General features: G+C 41.4%; 11 protein-coding genes and 1 pseudogene. 3 read left to right on the plus strand and 9 right to left on the minus strand.

All coding sequences use genetic code 11. From position 1 onward, the window contains the following. Nucleotide 1 precedes the first annotated feature (1 nt). The 3 genes from V7723_RS05315 (at nucleotide 2) to V7723_RS05325 (ending at nucleotide 3,154) form a co-directional block, all read left to right on the plus strand. Nucleotides 2-1,228, plus strand: coding sequence for a GNAT family N-acetyltransferase (locus V7723_RS05315; protein WP_335683399.1), 1,227 nt, complete (start codon nucleotides 2-4; stop codon nucleotides 1,226-1,228). 124 nt (nucleotides 1,229-1,352) lie between these two features. Continuing rightward, a complete protein-coding gene (locus V7723_RS05320) occupies nucleotides 1,353-2,393 on the plus strand; it encodes a lipid II:glycine glycyltransferase FemX (protein WP_335683400.1) in 1,041 nt (346 codons plus the stop codon). A 14-nt stretch (nucleotides 2,394-2,407) separates the two neighbouring features. Beyond that, nucleotides 2,408-3,154, plus strand: a complete 747-nt coding sequence (locus V7723_RS05325) for a polysaccharide deacetylase family protein (protein WP_335683401.1) — start codon at nucleotides 2,408-2,410, stop codon at nucleotides 3,152-3,154. A gap of 750 nt (nucleotides 3,155-3,904) precedes the next feature. Here V7723_RS05325 and V7723_RS05330 read toward each other — a convergent pair. From V7723_RS05330 to V7723_RS05370, 9 genes and pseudogenes are all read right to left on the minus strand, one after another. Then, a complete protein-coding gene (locus V7723_RS05330; protein ID WP_335683418.1) occupies nucleotides 3,905-5,176 on the minus strand; it encodes an oligosaccharide flippase family protein in 1,272 nt (423 codons plus the stop codon). A 75-nt stretch (nucleotides 5,177-5,251) separates the two neighbouring features. Then, nucleotides 5,252-6,049: a glycosyltransferase gene (locus V7723_RS05335; protein WP_335683402.1), complete on the minus strand. Its 798-nt coding sequence runs from the start codon at nucleotides 6,047-6,049 to the stop codon at nucleotides 5,252-5,254. A gap of 241 nt (nucleotides 6,050-6,290) precedes the next feature. After that, the gene (locus tag V7723_RS05340; RefSeq protein ID WP_335683403.1) at nucleotides 6,291-7,280 is read right to left on the minus strand and encodes an O-antigen ligase family protein; all 990 of its coding nucleotides are present in this window, start codon (nucleotides 7,278-7,280) and stop codon (nucleotides 6,291-6,293) included. Between the two features lie 731 nt (nucleotides 7,281-8,011). Beyond that, a pseudogene (locus V7723_RS05345) lies at nucleotides 8,012-8,602 on the minus strand (glycosyltransferase family 2 protein); the annotation flags it as partial. A gap of 215 nt (nucleotides 8,603-8,817) precedes the next feature. After that, a complete protein-coding gene (locus V7723_RS05350; protein WP_335683404.1) occupies nucleotides 8,818-11,883 on the minus strand; it encodes a right-handed parallel beta-helix repeat-containing protein in 3,066 nt (1,021 codons plus the stop codon). 748 nt (nucleotides 11,884-12,631) lie between these two features. Next, the gene (gene xrtD / locus V7723_RS05355) at nucleotides 12,632-14,173 is read right to left on the minus strand and encodes a VPLPA-CTERM-specific exosortase XrtD (protein ID WP_335683405.1); all 1,542 of its coding nucleotides are present in this window, start codon (nucleotides 14,171-14,173) and stop codon (nucleotides 12,632-12,634) included. 70 nt (nucleotides 14,174-14,243) lie between these two features. After that, nucleotides 14,244-15,062 (minus strand): CpsD/CapB family tyrosine-protein kinase, encoded by an 819-nt coding sequence (locus tag V7723_RS05360; RefSeq protein WP_335683406.1) that lies wholly within the window; start codon nucleotides 15,060-15,062, stop codon nucleotides 14,244-14,246. Nucleotides 15,063-15,071: 9 nt separating this feature from the next. Continuing rightward, complete coding sequence (locus V7723_RS05365) at nucleotides 15,072-16,721, minus strand: GumC family protein (protein WP_335683407.1); 1,650 nt, start codon at nucleotides 16,719-16,721, stop codon at nucleotides 15,072-15,074. Nucleotides 16,722-16,942: 221 nt separating this feature from the next. Continuing rightward, entirely contained in the window at nucleotides 16,943-18,397 is a 1,455-nt protein-coding gene (locus tag V7723_RS05370; protein ID WP_335683408.1) for an undecaprenyl-phosphate glucose phosphotransferase, read from the minus strand. Nucleotides 18,398-18,429: the final 32 nt, after the last annotated feature.

Raw genomic sequence — 18,429 nt, forward strand, 5'->3', positions numbered from 1 at the left:
AATGACCTTTGATCAATGTCCCCAGGATTCTATGAGTTGCACTCAATTATCGCTTACGGTTTTGCAGTCTGTGGAAGAGCTCATTATCCACCAGGAGGAATGGGACGGTTTTGTCAAGACCATTGGAAGCGATATATATTTTCTGGTGGACTGGCTCGAAACTTGGTTACAATTCTACGCAAAAAAATGTGATCTCCGATGTTTTATTGTCAGAGAAAACGGGAAGGTCATTGCCGCTCTTCCTTTTTGTATAGAGCACCTTCGTATTGGTTTTGCATCCATCCGGATTGCAAGAATTGTGGGATCATATGGGACGATCGCGGTCTTTTCTCCTCCTGTTCAGCCTAATTGCGAAGCTAAGGTTATGAGGGCGGTACTTTCTAAGTTGCTTTCTAGTGATAAATGCGATGCTGTTTGCCTCTCTCCCATTTCCGGAATAAATTCGTTGTCAACTATAAATAGTTGGAATGAGATATTGGAAGATAATTTTGTTCTTCTCGAAAAAAAGGATGTCGGGGTTCACACTGTTTTTGATCTTCCTGAAACTTTCGATGAGTACTTGCGTTCTTTGGGGAAAAGTAAAAGAAAGAAATATCTCAAAAGTAACCGGCTTCTGTCAAACGAATTCGATCCCGAGAGCCGGATGATTGAAAACGAAAACGCATTAAAAAGTTTTGAAATCTTCGTAGACTTTCATACTAAGCTTTGGAATCGTTTAGGTAAACTGGGTCATTTCGGAGACTGGCCATTGAGTCTCGAGTTCAATCGCGAGCTAGTGCGCAAATTTGCACCAACAGGCCACGTCAAATTTTATGAACTATCAACCGGCGGTAGACCCTTATGTCTAACCTTTTCCTTTGAACTAGGGATGACTTCTTATCGAAGACTGTCCGCTCGCGATGCAGATCCAGAAATGGCACCTTTTTCGCTAGGACGAGTTGGGTATGTGAAAAGCCTGGAAATTCTTATAAATGATGGTAAAAAATTCGCTGATACTGGACCAGGGCATTACGAATACAAAACAGCACTTGGTGGCCAAGAATATCAGATGAAAAGACTGGTTTTTACAAGATCGGGTTCGAGGATAGTCGCCAAAACTCGTGTCTATTTAAAAATGTCAGAATGGCTGCATTTTGTTTATTATCGCGTTTGGTTCTTGAAGCTGTCTCCTAAACTTCGGTTAAAAAGTAGACCGCTATGGGCATTTTGGATAAAAATGAAGTTGTGATGTTTTAGTACGGCAAGTACTAGCTTTTAGATGAGGTCAAGTTGGAGAGCAAATCGCACGCAAGATCCTGAAGAAAATTTCTTAATCCTGATCGGCCCTTTTTACAACTGGAACAATTTACAGAATGAATGGTCTTCACATAAAAATTCTTCTTGAAGGAGAATGGAATAAGCATGTTGCTGAATTTAGTGACTATAACTACCGGCAACTTTGGAGTTATGGTATTGAAAGCGCTCGGCGTATAGCCTCGGAATCAGAGTTTGTCGGAATTTATTTCAAGGAAACCTTGATCGGGCTTACGAATGTACGACTGAAGAAAATCCCAATATTCTCCGTAGGAATTGCTTATGTGAATGGGGGCCCAATTCATATTTGCAAGAATAGTGAAGTACAGGTTGAACATAATTTCAAGCTGTGTTTGCAGGCCTTAGTCGATGAATATACACATACAAGAAATTTCGTTTTGCGAATAAAATGCCCTGTATATTCAGAAACAGGGAACCTTAATCGGACTAGAATATTTGAAGATCTTGGATTTAGAAGAACCAGTACGTCGGACCAATACAGGACTTTTCTAGTAGATATAGAAAAAGAAATAGATGACATCAGAACATCTTTGAATGGGAAGTGGCGAAATCAATTGAACCGGGCACAAAAAAATGAACTGCTTATCTCCACGGGAACCGACGGAAGTTGGTTTCAGAAATTCGAAGATTTATTCATTCTGTTAAAAGAAAAAAAGGGTTTTAAAGTTTCATTGGGTGTTGATTTTTATGAAAAGGTTCAAGAAAATTTGACAGGCGACAACCAATTTTTTATACAAACTGTCTCAAAAAAAGGTGAGATACTAGCGGCTCATGTAGGGAGTTACATTGGCGATACTGCGGTTTACCTTCTCGGATCATCTACGCCCAAAGGCAACCAACTTAAAGCATCATATTTATTACAATGGCATGCAATTCTTGAAGCTAGAGAGCGAGGTTGCAAATGGTATGACCTTGGAGGAATTGATCCTGAGGGAAACAAAGGTGTTTTTCACTTCAAGAAGGGTTTTAATGGCATAGATGTTACTGCGGCAGGACCGTATGAGATAGGTAACCAAGCTCTTGTTGTTTTTATGAGATTGGTAGAAAAGGCCTACAACATTTTGAAAAAGAAAAAATAATCGAGTATTGATGTATGAGTATTGCAGGAAAATTTATAGAGAAGCTAGATAGAAATATTGCTCGTTATGCTTGTGTCAAATCCGGAGATCTAGTTTTTGAACAGCCAGTTGTCAGTTTTACTTTCGACGATTGCGCACGTACTGCCATAACGGTCGGCGGTGAGATGCTGAAAGATAAAGGGGTATCGGGAACCTTCTATTTATGCGGCGGCTTGACGAATGGTTTCGAAAATGAATTACCCTGCCAGACAGAAGAAGATCTTGCCTATCTTGTAGAAAGTGGTCATGAGCTAGCTTCGCATCTATACAATCATAAAAGATGCGCAGATTTAACCGGTGATCAATTGGCCCTAGAGATAGGCCTAAGCAAAAATTATATTAATTCAATCATAGGAACTAATGAACAGCTCAGTTTTTCTTATCCATTCGGTTCGGTTAACTTGCGAGCAAAACGGATGGTTTCTGAGCAATTTTTGACGGGGCGGGGTATAAATCCGGGCCTCAATGTAGGAAGATTGGATCTTTCCTGCCTAAAAGCATATGCCCTGTATGAAGATCAGATCTCGGCGCAAAAAATTGCCTTTCTTATTGACATGGCAGTGAAAAAAAAAGGTTGGCTCATCTTTTATACGCACGATGTTCAAACCTTGCCCTCTCCTTATGGAGTGACACCAAAGACCCTTGAATATGCGGCGGACTATGCGCTTCAAGAAAATTGTGAGATCAGGTCAGTTGCTGAAGTTATGAATAGCTTTCGGTGACCCGTGAGATGCTGAAGGTAGGAAGAACAAGTGATTGAAATCCTCCAAGCACTAAGGGCATTTGCCGCGACTATTGTCATTTTCGCACACGCAACTAGCACCGTAGTCACTATAAAAAGCCAACTGAATAGTTCAAGTTATTTGTTGATTGGGGTGCGAAAGGTGTAAGTATCTTCTTTATCATTTCTGGCTTTGTTATGCAACATACTCAGATGCAGACCTAGCGGGGCGTGGAATACTTTATTTATCTCGCCTATTCCGTATCATGCCGGTCAAATGGTTTCTTACAACCTTTGTTATTGTTGCGTTCCTACTACTTCCCAATGCTTTCTGAGAGTTGAATGTGACATCAGAATAAGCTTTGGCTTGTTTCTAATTTAATTATCAGCAAGACCCCTATAGTATACATTGGTTAGACATTAGAGTGAGAAATACTCCTTTATTTTATGCTTGAGTTAGGACTGATATGTTTTGAAGTAAGTATATTTGACGGTATAGGAATGTTCGCATTTTTGAGAAACCGGCTACCAATATATTACGATGAATAACTGCTGTATCTTCTACAATAGTGATTAGTATAACAATCAGAAATGGTCCGCTTACTGAACGGCGCAGAAAACTTACTGCCTTCTCCTACAAGACGGGGGAACAACGCAATCTTAGTTCTGAAGAGCAGACAAGGCTTAGTATGATATGCTCTCCCTGAAATTTCTTCACTTTTAGGTTAGTCTCCTTTTAACAAGGCAGACGCTACAGATTTATTGGATTCCGTTTCCAAAAGGCAAAAGAAATTGGCTTATACTCAGTCTTTCTAACCACATAGGCAACCATAAATATCCTAGTCGAGAGAATTGCAACCGCAGTAGCTATTGCTGCTCCATCTATTCCATATTTGCCAATTAGCAAAAAATTCAAAATAATATTCAACAATATTCCAAAAGCATTAATAATAAACAATGCTTTTTCTCGCCTATTCAAAATTAATAAGGCACCAACGGTACCGCTGAAAACATCCGCAAGGCTTGCGATAAGCAAAATTTTGAGCACTGCTTCTCCGGCAAGAAAAACTGCACCAAATAGTCCGAGAAAAATGGAAGCGCCAAAAAAAATCACTAATCCAGATATTATTCCAAGTCCCATCAATACCGTAGACGCCAATGTAACAATCTTTTGCGCCTCATCCTTATTACCTTTTGCCATCTCTTTCGATAGCATTGGCATTAGAATTTTGTTAACGATAACAAGTATTAAGCCGATTAGGGCTGCTCCACGACTTGCAACACGATAAATGCCAATATCACTGTCTTCAAGGTACGCCCCAATCATAAGAATATCGATACTGCTATTAATTAAATATGTGAAACTCACGAAAACCAGCGGGATAGATGCTTTTAGTAAAGGAATTGGATCTAATTTGGGTCTTGCGACAACGCCAACTATTTTTTTAATCCGCTTGATAAGCAGAAATAGAAGCACACATACAGCAGCGAAGACGCAGACAACATAAATTACCAAGGTTACTTCAATATCCAGTTCTCTTGATGAAGCTACCCACAAGAAAAGTAACGCCAAATACGAACCCTGCATTACCAGGATACTGATAAGCTGCGGAATAATTATATTCTGAAATGCGTTGTTAAAACTATTTACTGAGCTATTCACTGCAATAACGAAAGCGATAAGAATTGTAAGAAAAGCGCCGGGGGCAAGGGAAATGAAATCTAGACTCAACAGTAGTTTCAATACTAGATATGCAACAAATGTTGTCACAATAAAAACGAATAAAATTGTAACTATTAATCCATAAAATTGTTCAAAGCGCCTTTTTTCGATCATGTTCGGGACTTCCCGGATACACACTTGATCAAATCCCAAGTTAATAAACAAAGCCATCATTGTGGCCCATGTAAATACATAGACATATGCACCATAGCTATCAATGTCGAGAGTTCGGGTAATGAAAATGGTAATTGCGAATTGCAGTAGTGTTGAAGTTATTTGCAAAGGGATTGAAATCACCACACGTTGTGTAAAAATTGGCAATTTCTTATTAAAGCGTCTTATCAATTTTTTTCTTTCGTAATTTGAATGTCACGCCTAGTCAAGGTTCGTCGAATCCCATCCGCATTCAAAAGCAATTTCTTTCGGAGAACGTGTAATTGGCTGGGCCAATTCCTTCCTTTTACTGTGTGTCAGCCACATGGTTAGACTGTTAAATTCAACGGTGAAAGGTCGCCAGGTAAGTCGGGCGCATGTGGTTCTAATGGGGAGTTTTCGTCTCCATTTTCTTCGCATATATTTGAAAGAATCAGCATAATCATTACCCAATATTTCATGAAAGGAATCGTTATGGACAACTGGCAAGTGCACAATATAGGCCCCAAATTTATTCTCATTGGCCATTTGCACAATATCAGTTCCATACATATGGAAATTCGGTAAGTTCTCATCAAATCTCAAATTTGATGAGCGCTTGAGAACAATCAACAACTCATCAAGACTTTGCGCTGCTTCGGGAATAGTCCTTTCCTCACCAAGTACGCGCCCTAAACTTGAGGACCAAACATATCCACAGTGTTCGTTCATTATTCTTGAAATTCCATATGAACCAAGTATCGCCCAATTCGGGTCGTTCTCTTCAAGTTCAGCAATCAAATTTCGCAGATTAAGCAGCCAGTTTTCTGGCAAGTAGACGTCTTGATGGACAAATACAATTATATCTTCAGTTGTTGTGTCTATTATCTCATTATAGGCGATCGACGCAGATTTTGCATCGCGTACCATCCGAACATCTGCCTGCCCCTTTTTTAAAACTGGAGACGCAAGAACGTTTTTCTCCAAAATGTCTTCATTATTCACTGCTACGCCAATAGCAACTGAGAATTCTTCTTCCATAATCTACTCTACCTTTTCTGGGTAAACTCGTAATGTGATACTACCCTAAAGCCCACTATTAAATGCTTAACTGTCTATAACAATACTATCCAAATAGCCCAGAAAAACCAGTGAGTTTGCCCTGCATTCATGGGCCTTACATGCTGGCATCGGAACCCTTTCGTTTAAACAACCTAATCGTGCAGCATTTTCAACAATCATATGCCAATAGAATGAGAAACCGGGTTTGTCGAACACTTTGTTAGATTAGTCCCAAGGGTCCGGCGTCTTGGCCCCTTTCCTCCATATCATTCTGGTCTGGCAGGCTCAGTTTATTTTGTTTTTGCGCATAATCAATTAGCCATACAGATGATCCAACGAGAAACATCAAATAGCAAAAGGTGGCGTTCCAAACATGAACTGTACAAAGCGACAAAAAGATACCAATGATCGAAAACAATATGCCTTTCCTGCAATTTGACAACCAGGTATCCGAAATCTTAAGCTTATAAATTCTGCGGATAATAATAGAAAAGCCGAACGCCAGAAATAGAAAACTTGGAATGCCGGAAGTCATCGCCGTTAGCAGCCAGAAATTGTCAATGCTTGATGGCATCCAAGCCGGCCTTATCCACTCATGCAACCCTAGGCCAAATATCGGGTTACTTTTTACATTCTCCAGGCCAAAATTCCAGATATGAACACGAAAGTATGATGTGTGACTATTAAAAGCAATATGGCCGATGATTACTTCGATCGGGCTACGATTTGAAAGCAGATCAATCAGCACATAAAGCGCCACCAGTCCACTAGCCAATTTTACCCATGAATTTTTCACTTTACGGGTGGTTTTGTCCCAAATTATGAAGCCAATCTGTGCGGCAACGGATATGTACGCTCCCATAGAAAGGGAGAGAAATGTTGCGAAGCCGGAAACCGACGCGCCGGAAACTCCGGAGGTATATTTAGATTTACCGATTTTAGTATAGTAAAATAGAGCAAAACCACTTGAGCAAAAAACCCCGAAGAGGATCGGGTGTTCGAATGTTGTCTGTACCCTAAAAAATCCGAGGCGAGGCGGATAGGCGGCCCAATTATATGTTTTTGCGACTAAACCGACGACATCATTGATCAGCAAACGTCCAGTAAAGGTTTCCACGACACCCACTGCAAGCAAAATAAGAATAATGATAAACAAAATCCTGACAAACTGTCGGAATTGGGCTGGGTTACGAATATAAATTCGAGCCAATAAATACGGCCCCAAGGTCTCAATTGTATGACTGCCAATCAGCTCCCATACAATGCCGAAGGAATGGTTATATATATAGGCTATAGAATACCAAAAACAGTACAGTACGATCAATACATCCGGTAATATGATCTTTCCGTACTTTCCAGATAACCATTGCATAACCAACGGTATAAACAAGATTAATAAAATAATTCTGTAAGATGATAACCTAATAGAACCGACGTAAAATATCGCCGGCGTGATCAGCATAAAAAAGAATACCCAGACCCACGGCGAGATTTTTTGTGTACCTACTGCTTTTTGCACGCTGATCGAATCCCGTTTCTATTCTATTGGCTCCGTAAATAGCCTAGCAATCTTTATAAAGAATAAGGGTTAATTTATTATGCCAATTTGATGTATATCCGCCTAAAGAAAGAAGAATTTCGTTCATTTAAAAACCATTAGAAATCTCTTATCTCCAAATACCAACGATAATAACGACTTTCCCCCATCCTCTCAACAACGAAGGATGCGCCCTAGCGGCAGCAATTAGCAGCTTTCTAGTATCCCCGGATTTTAATTCATATTCAACTCTTGCATATGATAAAAGTCCGCTGCTATATCTCTTTTGAGCGAAACAACGCTGGTTGCTTGTAAGGTTTTCTTCCAATAAATTCGCAATGATTGATATGTTTGACGACGCTAAATAGCGCTTATGCGTTCGCTCTTGATTAGTCAGCGCGATGTCATCTCCCTCGAGACGTCTCACTGTACCCAATGATTGCATTGTTTAGAAACCAAGGTCCTAGCAGTTCTAAATGACTGTACAAATTGATGTCTTCATACATTAAATATGCAGTATCAAATCCGTTCAGCTGTTGAAGCAGTACTCTACGAGCGACTAAGCACTGCGAAAACACACCCGCCAACGCAATTTCCAATGGAGAGAAAGTAGGAAGCGCTTTTCCTTCAGGGACATCAAATCCTCTAGTCTCGAATAAATCTAGATTAGCCGTTGCATACTTGACCATATTATATGCGATGAGCGCGCAAACGCCCTCGGGGAAATTTTTAACATCTTCATAGAATACCTCCAGGCGATTAGGGAACCATAAGTCGTCCGAATCCAGAAATGCAATCCACTCACCGGCAGCCTCTGACAATCCGGCATTCCAAGCCACGCTTACGCCACCATCCTTCTGCCGGATAATTTTTATCCGACCACCAAATTCTGTAAGTATTTCAGGTGTTTTGTCGGTCGAACCATCATCAATAACCAGTATTTCCGATGGCGGACGCGTTTGGCTCGAGACACTATTAATACAATCACGAATACTTTTTTCACGGTTTTAAGTTGGAATTATTACCGAAACTCCAGGTTCGCCTTTACCTAACTCATCGCCTTTCCTTAATCACTTGTACGTCGTTTTACAATCCGGTCAACCAGGAAGCACCAAACACGAAAAGCATATACCCAGTATGATTAACCGGGCATATACAATCAAATCAAAAGTGGATTGCCAAAATTGCAAAACCAAACTCAACCGGTAATTTAGGCCAGGAAATCACTGGCATGAAGATCGCTTAACGAAACACCGATCAATTCAATTTCCATATCAGCATTTTGATCTCCATTGAAATCAACAGAAAGCACTTGGCTGGGCTCGTCAAAAGTGATTTGCGTATTTCCGGCATAGTGATCGAAAGCATGATTGTCATCAAGATTATCAATAGAAACCGTCCTTGCAACGGTTGTTTGAGAACCATCTATATCGAGAGCTTCATTTATGACAGAGACATCTGCGATCTGTCCGTTGAGCTGCTTGCCCCCCCAACCCGCTCCGCCGGCCAATGCATCCCAATAGGAGGCAGGCTGGATTTCAATGTCCTTGTCAGAGCCGGAGTAAACAGATTCTCCATTAACCCAGAATTCAAGAGTGCCGGCAGCAGCATCATGTACCACTTGAACATCATTCCAGCCCGCATTATCAATTGCATCCTTCACTCTGATACTATTTCCGCTGCCATCAGATTGTCTAAACTCAAACACCAAGTCATCATTTTGTACATAGAGTCCATAATTTGTATGGGTATAAAGCAAAGCTTGCTTTCCACTGGTTAAGTCAGCTAGCTCAAACGTTACACTCATTGTGAAATCGCCGGCAAGGTCGAAAAGAGAGGCATCTTGTCCAATTGACACTTCACCAGATCCAAAATTTTCGGCAATATTATCTAACGACCAATTCTCGTTTCCAGCCTGCGAACTTTGAGCATAGAACTCGCCGCCCCCAAGAAACTCAATGCTACCGCTTCCAATACCTTCAAAGGAAATTTTATCTCCGCTACCGAAGCCATCGATAGCATATTTAGTGCCCTGTCCGGTGGACCCGACTGTGGTTTGAGAGAAGTCGAAAATATCACTATCAGCGCTGCCCGTAAGCAATATAGTATCCACGTTACCTGGGTCAACACCATCGGTAGGAGTGTCGACAACAACATCGGTAGGAGTATTGCTGTTACCTCCGGTCGTGTTGCTGCCTTGCTGCCCAACTCCTCCGGTGCTGGAATTATTAATAATTGCCTGAATATCTGCGCCTATATTCACGCCGTCCTGCTGAATAAAGTCTTCTACATTATTCGAAGCCGCATCGAGGGGCTGAGCAAACAGGTCTTCGTAATTACTACCGTACTTACCATTAAGTTCCGTTGAAATGTTTCCACTCGTGTTGTAATTCGCTTCGTTGTCATATGACATTCTCGTAGCAATATTATCATGCACTTCAACGTTATTAGAGTCAGTTACTTGAATCCAGAGCGTATTTTCCTTACTTCCAACAGTCGACAAAACTGTATTGTTTTCTATGGCCAAACCATCAATACCATTTGCGGTAATGCCGTGATAAGTACTTTGATATATGACGTTATTCTGAATGACAAAATTCGAGTAGCCAACACCAGCCTCATCTCGGATAAATATTGCCTGTGCCTCTCCGCCACCAGATTGCGCCATAAAATTATTTTGGATGGTGACATTAGAAGAACCTACCGTTTCCCCTTGTGTCCAGAACTGAATATAATCCGGGTGATCCCCGTCGGCGGGATAAAAATCAAGGAATGTATTTCCGTCAATGTTGGCACCGTCTACAGTAATAAAATTAAACCCGTCTGACCGAATATTATGAAGCGTATTATTGCTAACCGTAAAATCACTACTATGATCAAAATTTGCGCCACGAGTTAAAGACGTGAACTCATTACCGCTTACAATACTACCCGTTGACCTAGTGATACTCAAACCACGCGTATCGCCATCTCGTATTTCATCGGTCCCGCCATCAAAAACATTATTGAAAAAATTAATATCTTCGCTATCTCTTACCCAGGCCACAAATATTCCCGCTTCGCCTGGGTTGTTCACTTTAAAATCAATGTCTGCAAAGCTGATATTTGCTGAATTTCTAACGTCAAGGTCAGCCATTCTCGCAGGGTTGTCAGGGTCCGCCGACGTTATAACAATATCGTCAGTAAAGTGCATATCTTTAATACTAACGCCGATATAGTCGCCAGGAAGTAATTTTATAGTTACGTCGCCGGAAGTATTGTTTGACAAAGCTTGAAGTAATTCTGCAGTGCTGCCAACCTCAATAACAGTAGTCGGTAGCGGCGGCATGTCTGCTCCACCACTCGCAGTGCCACCACCCGTAGCACCGCCTCCGGAATCAGCAACGTCATCATCCACAGGAGGGGTAGGAGTCCCCGCGCCGCCGTTGGAGTTATCACCACCACCCGAAGAACCGCTACCAGAATCAGCAACGTCATCATCCGCGGGAGGAGTTGGATCATTTGCGTCGTCATTTGTACTATCACCACCACCATCAGTACCGTTACCAGTATCAGAGCCAGAACCAGGCTGATAGTCAGGGTCAGGTTGGTAGCCGGACATAGAAAACCCCGACACATCGCTTCCTTGATCCAACTCAAGCATACGATCATAAATTGATAGAGAACTGTCAACAGGCACAGCTTCATTATGTACGGAAAAATTGGCTACCTGTCCATCAAGTGGCTTATCAAACGCATTCCCAAGCTCAACATCCCAATGGGACGGGCCGCCTATATCTATACCTTCAACCGCTTCGGAATAAACGGATTTACCGTCGACAAAGAATTCCAATATTCCTGTTTCTTGGCTGTGTACCACCTGAACGTCATGCCATCCCGCTTGATCAATAACGTCCCGAACACGAATATCTCCCTCAATTCCCCGCAGATTTACGATAAGGTCGTTTTGATCTACCAGAATACCATATTGCGTATGGTTCCATAGTATGCCCTCTTTGCCATCGTTAATACTATTTAGCTCGAAGGTTGCGCTGATCGTAAAATCTGTAAGATTAAACAATGAAGGGTCTTTGCCAATATTCACTGTGCCCGCGCCAAGTTTTTCGGCTGCCGCCAACAGTAATCCGTCTTCAATCTTTTCTGCATTAGAAATTTCAGTGCTCATCACAATTAATTCTCCTGAATACTTAGTAGAAATATCCGAATACTGCGTATAATCTCCCGGCATCAACAATATGCCAACTATAGAAGAAATATATAGTAAATTCATAAACATTTCGTTAATAATTATAAATCAAAGAGCAAATTAAAAGTAACAAATTTCCTAAAATTATATACTTAGTTTAATTACAACAAATAATCACTCTCATCAATGTTTTTTACATGCTTCTTATTGTTCTATATTGATACAATTCATCCTAGACAATAAACTTCTACGTAAAAAATGGCCTAATTAGGGCAAGAATGGGTTTGTTTTAAAGCAATTAGTAGTTAATAATTAATTTATGGCATTTCTTCACAATTTGTACCAAATTGAAGCAATCTTTTGTGCGGCAATGAACCGAAAATTTATGGCCAAGCCGCAGCAGGAATACGGTCCCACAATTGTCAGGATGCCATAATTAGTAGTGAGCAGGCTTTATTCAAAGGAAAATCAGTATATTTGCGTCACTAGATAAAAAGCATGACGGAGACGGTTAGAAACTTTCACGTTCGTAATCGGCAGCACGGATAATGCAAATTGAAGATACTCTCTCGCCTACCGCGTCCCTTGCAACTTCAGGCAATCCAAAGGCGCGATCGAACTCCCAAAAAACGATCTATTTACAGTCCTTGACATTCTTAATGCCCAGAAATTAATGCTTCCCCTGCAGTCGAAGCCGACATAGCGTCAATCCCGATTCTATTGACTCGTCAGAATACTTTGTCAACTCCTCCATAAATCACTCAAAATACTATTCCTTTTTACGGGACCTTCTTCTCTTGACAGGAAATATAAAGATTACTAGGAAAAAGAATGAAAATTAGTCAGGAACGTAATCTGGCATAACTTTAAACAATTCTTCCGAAAACAAAGTTAGTTCCTGATCAGCAATAACTTCCGACATGGTGGTCTCTATTGGCATATAAAGTCGCACCAAAGCGCCGTCCGTCCGCGCAGAAGACATGCCTCCCAACAGAAGATTCAGTTTAGCTTTGTATTCGTTTGCAATAAATTTACCGCGCTGCTGGAACCAATAGTAAACGAGGAGTTTATTTTCACCACGGCTAATAAGAACTCGATTTACGGGGACTTTCCGATCGCCGTTTTGCAGTTCGATTTCCGTTATAGCATCTATTTTCCAGCCCCCTGACGGTATGCAAACACGTGGCGAGTGGGGCGTATTGCTAGCAGATTGCTGCTCGTAGTACCCAATGAACAAGGTAATTGGTGATCTAGATTTTGCTCGATAATGACCGAGAAAATAGTCGCTCATATTCAGGATTGTTTGTTCGATTCCAGGAAGAATATCCTCTTCCGCAATCATGCCGTTAATTTTCAAAGGAAAACTTGTGAACTGGCGACGGTCCGGGATTTCAGGGTCGATATTCCGAACAAACAGTACGGAAACAATCATTAAGGCACATAAAAGCGCGCCGGTTATAAGCGGCGCAATTGGTATCGGTTTTTCAGTTGCAACCTCTTCAGGAACAGAAACCTTTAGTACACCTTGCCCAATTGTGGATTTTTCTTTCCTACTCAACGCCAGATAACAAAATGCCATCATTACGGCGAATGAAAAAAGGAAGAATACCCACCCCTCAAACAAGTGGAAGAAACCGTCCGAGACCGCAGTATCAGTCCAATCTGCTATCGCCCCCGTTAGGAAAATTCGAACACTATTCATCAAAATGGATACAACTGCAGCAATAACCACAAATAACCCTCGCTTCCACAGTGGTATGTCAAATATCATCCCCGCCATAACTCCGAGGCCAATCATCGGGTATAAATACCTTAAGCCTGCACAAGCTTCCACAACCGCTAGCTTTATTGTCCCCATATCAATTATTGTGCCATCTTGGAAAACAGATAAGCCGGCCGCTCGCAACATCACAACGCTCATATCCGTGGACAGCAATTGAAGTCCGTGTGTTAAGTTCGCATTTAGAAAAGCCGGCGGCGGAACCACAAATGGCAACAAAATCAGGGATGGCAAAATAAATCGTCCGTAAGTTACTCCGCCAAAGGTGATAAAGAGTCCGAAAAGTAATAGGAACAGGCTAAGATGTCGGAGGTTTTCAATTCCGGATTTCGAAGCAAGCGCGTAAACAAAAATTGCGACCGCGCAAAAAAGTACACCATACCAATTTCCTCTTGTGTCGAACGAATTCAGAAGTGCCCGCCTTGCCCATAACAAATAGACAGACACCGCCAACATCAACGGGCCATGGCTAAACTCTTCCAAATTCATCCAATCGGCCCACAGAAGTTCGCCATCCGGAATGTACAAAATAAGAACGAGAACAAGTACGACTGGTAACGCCAGTTTCGCCAAACTCAATCGTTGCGCTGTCAGCTCCATAAAGACCTCAATATATATCTAGACATTTTTTGCAGCCCCCTTCAAAAAAGTAAAAAACTATTACTCGCAATTAGTAGTAATATCCAGCCGCTTTCTCATCTGATTTATTTAGAATTACACCGAGTAGATTATGAGCCTGAAGTTGCCTTCGACATTCCTTCACATCCGATGGTTTAGTTTCCCCACTTGCAACGACAAGCAATACACAATCCACTTGTGGTACAAATGCAATTGCATCATCAGTAGACTGCAAAGGAGGAAGATCAAAAATACAAATCCGTTTCTCATATCTATCTCGTAAATCCGTCACCAGCGATTTTACTTTGGGAGACGTAAGAATTTCCGTAGATTTACGGATCGCTGCATGATTTGGCAACACGACAAATCTAGGAATACCTGGATTAACTAAGGCATCAGTGAAAGGAATTTTACCATCAATATAGTCAGATAATGTATTCTCATTCGGCAATCCCAGATAACTTCCTACTCGGGGCCGCCGAAGGTCAAAATCCACTAACAATGCTGTGTAATCAGTTTGCTTTGCGATACTTAATGCCAGATTTATGGAAACTACTGTTTTACCGCACTCTGGTGTTGGTGAAGTAATAGCGAGAGTACGCCATTGGTTCGCTTCCATCTTCGCCAAAACCTGAGTTCTTAATATATCAAAACTTATTGAATTCGGGTCTTCACTATCAAGGGTAATAATACGGTTTTCTTCTAAATGCTTAATATCAAGATTGACGACCCGTGTTTGCCGGTAACTAATCTCACCGTTCTCAGATTTTCCACTAGGTGTTCCGTTAGCATCTTGGGTTTTTGGAGAAGGCAGCACAACATCAGGTTGTTGCTCTTTAGCCTTCGCAATTGCTTCTTTTATACGTTCCACATCAAACCTCTAAAATATTGAAATGCTAAGTTTGTCCAGCGCAATCCAGGCTTTGTAAAATAATACATCCAAAGGTCTGTAGAGAAAATGCACCGCGGTTAACGCGGCACCGACAAATAGAATTGGAGCCAATAAATACAATAGCAACATATACCGGCGCTTACCGATTTCCGACGGTGTTGTGATGTAAGGAATAGAAACGATCGGAGGGTGTTTCATGATTGCCTCGAGTTCAGAAGCGCTTCTTATACGCCTATCCAAAAGCTCAATAAGAAATACAATACCAACGCCTACAGCAAAAGCGAGAAAACTTCCAATACCCATAATTTTTAACCGGTCAGGACGGATAGGCTCCGTTGGGACGACTGGTGGTTCTAATAGAATGAAGCGTTCCGCTTTCTTGTCTTCTTCCAGGTTCTGCGAAAGCTGAGCCTGAGCCTGTTTAGATTCTAAAACATTAAATTTTTCAAGAATATCCCCGTAGGTTCGATTCAACACACTCAAACCCCGTTCGACTTGAGGGATTTCGATAATGATCGCCTCTATCTCTGCAACTTTTTGCTTCGCCTCTTCTATCTGTCGACGTGCATCAGAGATTTTGCTATCTATTGAGCTAATCCGGATCCCCAGCTTTTCAACTAAGGGATTGTATACAGCACCCGCAACCGGTGTATTCTCAGCCACCGCCCTAACGGCTTCTTTATCTTCTTCAATCTTTTGCTGTTCTAAAGCTTCAATACGCTTCTTGAGTGCCTTCATACTAGGGTGAGAATCAGTCAAACGCGTTGAAGCATCCAATAACTCTTTTTTCAAAGTTTCGATATTTTCTTGTAGCTCAGATCGGATAAAAGCGCCGCCGGCACCAGCTCTACCTGTTCTCGCAGTTGTTAATTCAATTTGTAAATAACGTTTTTCTTCTTCTAACGCCCTAATTTCTCGAACATATTCTCGCAGGTCATTCTCTGATCGTTCCAACATTCTCAAACGAAGATCCAAATGCTCCGGCAAAGCGTCCCGATATTTTTGCTTATAAGCAACAATATCGTTCTCAGTTACTACAAGCGCATCCTGCAATTTTTGTGTTTCTGAATTTAAGAATTCCGTAGTTTCCGATGCACGCGCTGTACGAGTTTTAACGTTCTCACTTAAAAAGAGTGTTACCAACTCGTTGGCTACTTTTGCTGCGATTTCTGGATTCTCGTGATCAAATGAGAGTTGAAAAGCAATAGTTGACGTCCCGCCTCTGCCTCCAGAAACCTCAGATGTTATAACATTTATATTTATCCATTCCTGCATCTTTTCTATTAACTTCGAAACTGGTAATTTTTGTCTTTCTTCTCCGAACACATCGAACTTATCAATAATCTGCAAAAGATTTCGACGCGTCATGACACGTTGCTGAATTACCGTAATACGCTGATTCGCATCCGATGTAATTGATGACTGAATAAGATCCGATGGTATTTGTTGGGTCTCAACTAAAATTGTGCCCGTAGATTCATAAACCGGCTTCAACGACAGTATGACACCAATACTAATAAATAATATAAGCAAAAAGGGTAAAAGAAAGAACATGTATCGACGTTTCGCCGCGCCTAAAATCTGGTGAAAATCAATGGATGATGTTTCTTCTTCGTGGTGTAAATAATCTTGGCTCATCACTTATGCTCGAATTCTCTATTTGTTTAAAACTGCAGTCGCATCAATTCCAAATTGGATGGTTCACAGGTATCACTATTCTAAACCGCCCTTCGTACCGTCGATAAGGCTATACCTAAAGAGTTAATTAATAGTTCTATCCCTACAAAAAGGCGAAATGTTTACTGATTTTTAAAGCGCGGTTTTACCGGCAAACAACCTTTCTACTTCTACGATTTACTTCAATAGGCGTTTTTATTTACAAAGCCAACAAATGCTGTCATCGCCAAAATTTGTAGGTCAAAAAAGAAAGACCAATTTTCTACATAATAGGTATCGTAATTAACTCTGAATTCCATTTTCTCAAGGGTGTCCGTTTCTCCCCTAAAACCCTTCACCTGTGCCCAACCGGTAATGCCCGGTTTAACTTTATGTCGCGCAAAATATCCGTCAATAAGCTCTGAATATTCTTCGTTATGATCGACGGCATGTGGACGTGGACCGACAAGGGACATATTGCCAATCATGACATTGAAAAGCTGGGGTAACTCGTCCAGGCTTGTTTTACGAATAAATTTTCCAACTCGTGTTATTCGATCGTCGTCTTTAGTTGCTTGAAGTGTTACGCCCGCTTCAATCTTTGCCGGACGCATCGATCGAAATTTATAAATTTCAAAAATTTTGTTATTATATCCGTACCGTTTCTGCTTGAAAATAATCGGGCCTTTACTGTCCAAGCGAATGGCAATTGCAACGCAAAGCAAGATGGGGGCAAAAGCCAGAACGAGCAGAATTCCGAGTATCCTATCTTCCAACGCCTTCACAACAACTTTAAAACCAGAAAGCGGAGAATCGACGACCTCAATCATCGGTACACCGCCAAAATGATTGGGAGAGGGTTGGTATGGAAATCGAAAACCAACGAGATCAGAAAGTAAATGAACATGTGCAGGAAGTTCACGTAAACGACTCACAATTTCTATCTGTCGCTCGTCTGCATTCCATGGCAATGCCACAATAATGTCGTCGACATGATTACTGCGGACGAAACTAACGAGTGCATCTATATTTCCAAGAAGCAGATGCCCGCCGACAGTTGGACCTACACGGCCAATGCGGTCATCAAAAATACCAACAACCTGATTGATAGTTGGCTTTTCTGTCGCGAGCTCTGCAAGCAGTCGTTCTGTCTGCATGCCGCTGCCAATTATTACAACATTCCGCGTACAAATACCCTTACCGGCCAAATACGTTATTACGAAATAACCGACTATTCGGGAAACCATCACAAAACAAAACGTCGTCAATCCAAAACTGTACATCCAAATTCGAGAAAAATCTTCTGAGACTTTTAACGAAAAGGCGACCGCCAGCAACAGCATGAAAGAAGTCAGACACGCGATGGCCAACTTGGGAATGTTCAAAAAGGGAGCAAGAATTGTAGAAAAGGAGTAAATTCCTGCATACCGGCCCAAAAAGAAAAAAATCAGCCAAATAAAGCAAATCGCAAATAAATATCCATCACGTAGCAAAAGACTGCCGCCAACTACAAATGAATAGGATAAATATCCCGCTAAGATTATCCAGATGGAGTCCAAAAAACTAAAAATTGACGAAAGGACATTAGAAGACAAGGGGTATCCGCCACCAATCTTAGTCTGGTTCGATATAGAAACCTCGTCAGTAAACTTGTTCAACGATTGCTATCCTTGTAAATCTACAATTGCAG

The sequence above is a fragment of the Sneathiella sp. genome (genome assembly GCF_036960985.1).
Classification (GTDB): domain Bacteria; phylum Pseudomonadota; class Alphaproteobacteria; order Sneathiellales; family Sneathiellaceae; genus Sneathiella.